Annotated in this window: 5 protein-coding genes; 3 read left to right on the plus strand and 2 right to left on the minus strand. The window is 43.2% G+C overall.

The features are described 5' to 3' along the window. Nucleotides 1-395: 395 nt before the first annotated feature. A complete protein-coding gene (locus H6G97_RS55195; RefSeq protein ID WP_277883460.1) occupies nucleotides 396-527 on the minus strand; it encodes a hypothetical protein in 132 nt (43 codons plus the stop codon). Between the two features lie 461 nt (nucleotides 528-988). Here H6G97_RS55195 and H6G97_RS47095 point away from each other — a divergent pair, with 461 nt between their 5' ends. Genes H6G97_RS47095 through H6G97_RS47105 form a run of 3 tightly spaced genes read left to right on the plus strand, consistent with a single transcriptional unit; the run spans nucleotide 989 to nucleotide 3369 of the window. Continuing rightward, complete coding sequence (locus H6G97_RS47095) at nucleotides 989-1783, plus strand: hypothetical protein (RefSeq protein ID WP_190947251.1); 795 nt, start codon at nucleotides 989-991, stop codon at nucleotides 1781-1783. Between the two features lie 5 nt (nucleotides 1784-1788). After that, nucleotides 1789-2628 (plus strand): hypothetical protein, encoded by an 840-nt coding sequence (locus H6G97_RS47100; protein ID WP_190947252.1) that lies wholly within the window; start codon nucleotides 1789-1791, stop codon nucleotides 2626-2628. Between the two features lie 9 nt (nucleotides 2629-2637). Then, nucleotides 2638-3369: a hypothetical protein gene (locus H6G97_RS47105; RefSeq protein WP_190947253.1), complete on the plus strand. Its 732-nt coding sequence runs from the start codon at nucleotides 2638-2640 to the stop codon at nucleotides 3367-3369. A gap of 236 nt (nucleotides 3370-3605) precedes the next feature. Here the strand turns inward: H6G97_RS47105 and H6G97_RS47110 are convergent. Further along, on the minus strand, nucleotides 3606-3956 hold a 351-nt coding region (locus tag H6G97_RS47110), incomplete at its 5' end, for a transposase (RefSeq protein ID WP_190941080.1).

Below are 3956 nucleotides of genomic sequence, written 5' to 3' on the forward strand. Positions count from 1 at the left end.
GAATGTTAAGCATTCGTTACTCCATTCCTACATCACCGTTACACGCGGTTGTAGGTTTTTTTATCTCTACAATCCTTCCTAACCTCTCCCAACCTTCCAAGTTTACTTATGAGGCTCTTACTCATGAAAAGCCACGTTCTCATAAGTAAAGTACTAACCCCAATCTAACCGCTAAACTAAACGCTAAAACCTTTGCCCTACTTACTGGGGGGCACTATCGGGGACGTTTTTAGCCCTTTTTTCTATAAGATTAGGAACCTCAATAACTTGGGCAACTTGTTCGGCAATGGCTTGAGCAGGTTCCTGAAACTGTGGGGTTGCTGGAAGTGCCTAGCTTGCCGTTGTAGGCATCGCCCTTCCCCTCCCCTCTTCATCCCCAATACCCAATGCCCCACTTAAATCACGAGTGGGGTAATGAGTGCGATTTTAGGGGTGTGTATGGTTGTGGCTGTGGCTGTGGATTCTAGCCGAAGATTAGTGTAGGCAATTGTGGCGGCGGTAGTGGTGTGATCGCCGGAGTCAGGCAACGCAGTTGCTAGTCAAATATGAAATGATAACGTGAGATTTAATAACTAAAGTCTTGAAATATGAAAAGATAGTCAGATAAGGAAAGCGCTGAATCAGCAGCGCAGTTAGGAAATCGGTAGGTTTATACAATAATGCTAGTATGCTGGCACTAACTGTATAGACTGATCAAAAAGTGAGGTTAATAGCGATTTTTATATCGCTGTTAACTGAACTTTTTCATCCTTGTATTTGCGTAGCTTGCCGCCTTCGGCATCGCCTTACCCCCCTAGCTATCTAATTGGTATACAGAGCAGGTAAGCTGAGGAAAGCAGCTAGCAGCAGTAAAAAATTAGTGATAGAAAAATTGCCGCGCCATCGCCCAGAACGAAAATTCAGTAATATCAAACGAATAATCTTAGAATGTTCGCTCATTGAATGTGTCCATTGTGGAAAAGAGTTAGTACTACGCAGACCAAGACACATGCGTAAAACCGTTCAAACAATGGATGGTGCAGTATTTGTGGCAGGCAAGAGTAAAGAATGTACCAATTCCAGTTGTACACATTTTGGTAAACATTACTACGCTACTGGCGTATTAAAATACAGCTTACCTTACAGTACATACGGGCTAGACGTGCTGGCATTTATAGGTTGGCAGCATGAACATGAGCATCAACAGTTGGCAGAAATTCGACGCTTATTAAACCAGCGTGGTGTTGAAATTAACGAAAGCAATGTAGGTAAGCTATACCGTCAATTTCTGGCACTATTAGGTGGAACGATGGCACATACGCCGGAGAAATTAGCTGCTACAGCCGCTGAACATGGTGGTTTAATTTGGGCAATTGATGCCTTACAGCCGGAAGGACACGGGACTCTGTTATACGTATTATATGAAGTATTAAGTGGTACACCAGTCAGTGCAATTCAATTGCCACAAGCACAAGGACAACAGTTAATTGAGTGGCTGCAACCCTATCAAAAGTTAACGTACAAAGTGCTGGCAACATTGTCAGATGGGGAATCAGCAATCATCGGGGCAATGAATTCAAGTTGGCCAGATGCACCCCATCAACGTTGTCAGGCACATTTTCTCAGTAATTTGAGTGAAGCGGTGTTGCCATTAGATACAAAACTACGACAACAATTAAAGGCAGACTTAGATGGAATGCCAAAAGTCCCTGAGTTCTCAGAAAGACCCCAAGACCCAGGCTCCGAACAGCAGCAAGACAGTCTCCCCTTTTTTCAGTCATCCCCTATTTGTCACGAGACATAGAGTTAATGGCAATCGAATCCCAGATTCGGGCTGCGATTCGGGATTGTGTCAATCGCACCAGTCGCAAACCTTTTCGCTGGGGCGGTTTAAGCGGCTACCAGCAATTAGAAACTATTGGACAGATACTACGTAGTTTACCATGTCTAGAACTTGATACAAATTATTTGTCTCTTTTGTCAGTATGGATTGACCAAGCCTTAAGTAGCAATCGTTCATTAGCCTCCGACTTAGAAGAAACACACAATTGGTTGCAACGAATTGCAGAATGTTTGCACTATCCTGAACAAACCAGTTCAAGCATTGATTGCGCGACCGATGTTACACAAACTGTAAAATTACTTTTAACAAGTTTTCAAGTTCGGCGCGAAATGGAAGAGTTATTACAGCAATTTCAGCCCGACCCTCAACAAAATCCTGCACAGTTTGCCTTGAAGAAAAAGCTACAAAAACTCTGGCATAAATACGGTACTGATTTATTGCACTGCTATGACATTCCTGGCTTACCGCCAGATAACTTGAAAATGGAAGCTATGTTTAGCCATTTGCGTCGCAATCAACGGCGGATTAGTGGGCGCAAATCAACTGCCGAATTACGTGATTTTGGGCAATATCAAGTTCTTTTCTTCGCCGAAAGTGAACAAGTGTTGCTGACACAAATTCGGGAAGTGCCTGTAGCGGAATACAACACTCAACGTCGCAGATTAGCAATGGATGAAGCACCCCGTCAACAAAAACATCGCCTTCATCGTCATCCAGTTACCACAATACAAGCTTTGGTCGATCAACATACGGAACTTCTGACTGTGCTTGAGTCTCAAGCCCTGAAATACCAATTAGATAGCTAGGGAACACAATTGCTTGACTCCACTCAACCAAACATATTCACACTTATACAAGCTTGGTCAGGTGAAGAATCTGATGCAGCTACAGATACTCCAGTACTCCTAGAGCCACCGATAGAAACATCAACTCAACAGCAAGCGCTCTCTGGAACCGAGACGGACATGCTGCCTATCTTTCAATCCCTGTCTCGCCTGGAAGCTATTGAACACGTTTTGGCAGAACACATTGGCACAATTGTTCACATCGATTTTATTGTTAAAATGCTCTATGGGGAGTTAGAACCGGATGCCTTCAAGGTCATCAAAGGCAGAGTTCAATCATCCCTCACTCATGGTAAGGAAACTAACAAATGGTTTAGTGTCCCAGGAGAACCGGGATGTTATACTCTCTCTTTAACTTTGCTACCAAAACCGGAGACGAAAAATTCGTCCACCAGAGTCAAAGGCAAAAATAAGAAGCAAGTTTTGCCGCCCCAGCCCAAAGACATACCAATGCTCGAAGAATTTCAGGGTCAGTTTTTAATTAATGCACTAACAACTTTTCTAAAAAATAATTCAGGTAAAGTTTTCGGGGTTTCAGAAATTACCAACGGAATCTATGGCGAACTCACTGCGACTGAGATTAGAGAAGTGAAAAACAAGGTATTGAATGAGTTATCACGGGGTCATCGCACAGGCCGATTCTTTAGAGTCCCTGAGCAGATTGGATTTTATACCTGGGACTTAGAGTTGCTCAACAAGTAGAAACGATTAGTTATCTTAAATATTGTTGAGCTACCAATGAATGGCACGCTCTCTCTCAACAATTAAAAGCCTCAACAAAAGCTGAGGCTAAAGAGAAATTCCAAAATAAAAAGCAATATTTAGCGATCACCACCGGAAAGGGCGGTTACGCCATCGCCCAGGCTCAAGCGCTTGAGCCGATCGCATCCAAAGACTACTGCTTAGAGGATGTTTTAAAAGTCGAAGCGAGTTAAAAATTATGCCAGTCGCCTGACCATAATCCGGATCATCGCAATGTAAATAAAAGTCTCAGAGGTTTCTGGTAGTCGTTCATAATCTTTACTTAAACGTCGACACCAGTTAAGCCAACCAAAAGTTCGCTCAACAACCCAGCGCTTTGGTAAATGGACAAAACCTTTCTTTTCCAATGGTCGAAGCACAATTTCCACAATCCAGCGAAACATATCCATCACCCAACGCATAAATTCTTCACCACGGTATCCGCCGTCCATCCAAATAAGATTTAAACGTTTTACCTGACTGCCTGTATTGTGAACTCGGTTGAGAACTTTTTTCGCTCCTTCTCGTTCTGGAAGACTGGCTGAGGT

This window comes from Nostoc flagelliforme FACHB-838, from assembly GCF_014698065.1.
GTDB lineage: Bacteria > Cyanobacteriota > Cyanobacteriia > Cyanobacteriales > Nostocaceae > Nostoc > Nostoc flagelliforme_B.

Bases quoted from the DNA above. Each gene is read 5' to 3' on its own strand.
- H6G97_RS47095 (WP_190947251.1), top strand. From the start codon at position 989: ATGCGTAAAACCGTTCAAACAATGGATGGTGCAGTATTTGTGGCAGGC.
- H6G97_RS47100 (WP_190947252.1), top strand. From the start codon at position 1,789: ATGGCAATCGAATCCCAGATTCGGGCTGCGATTCGGGATTGTGTCAAT.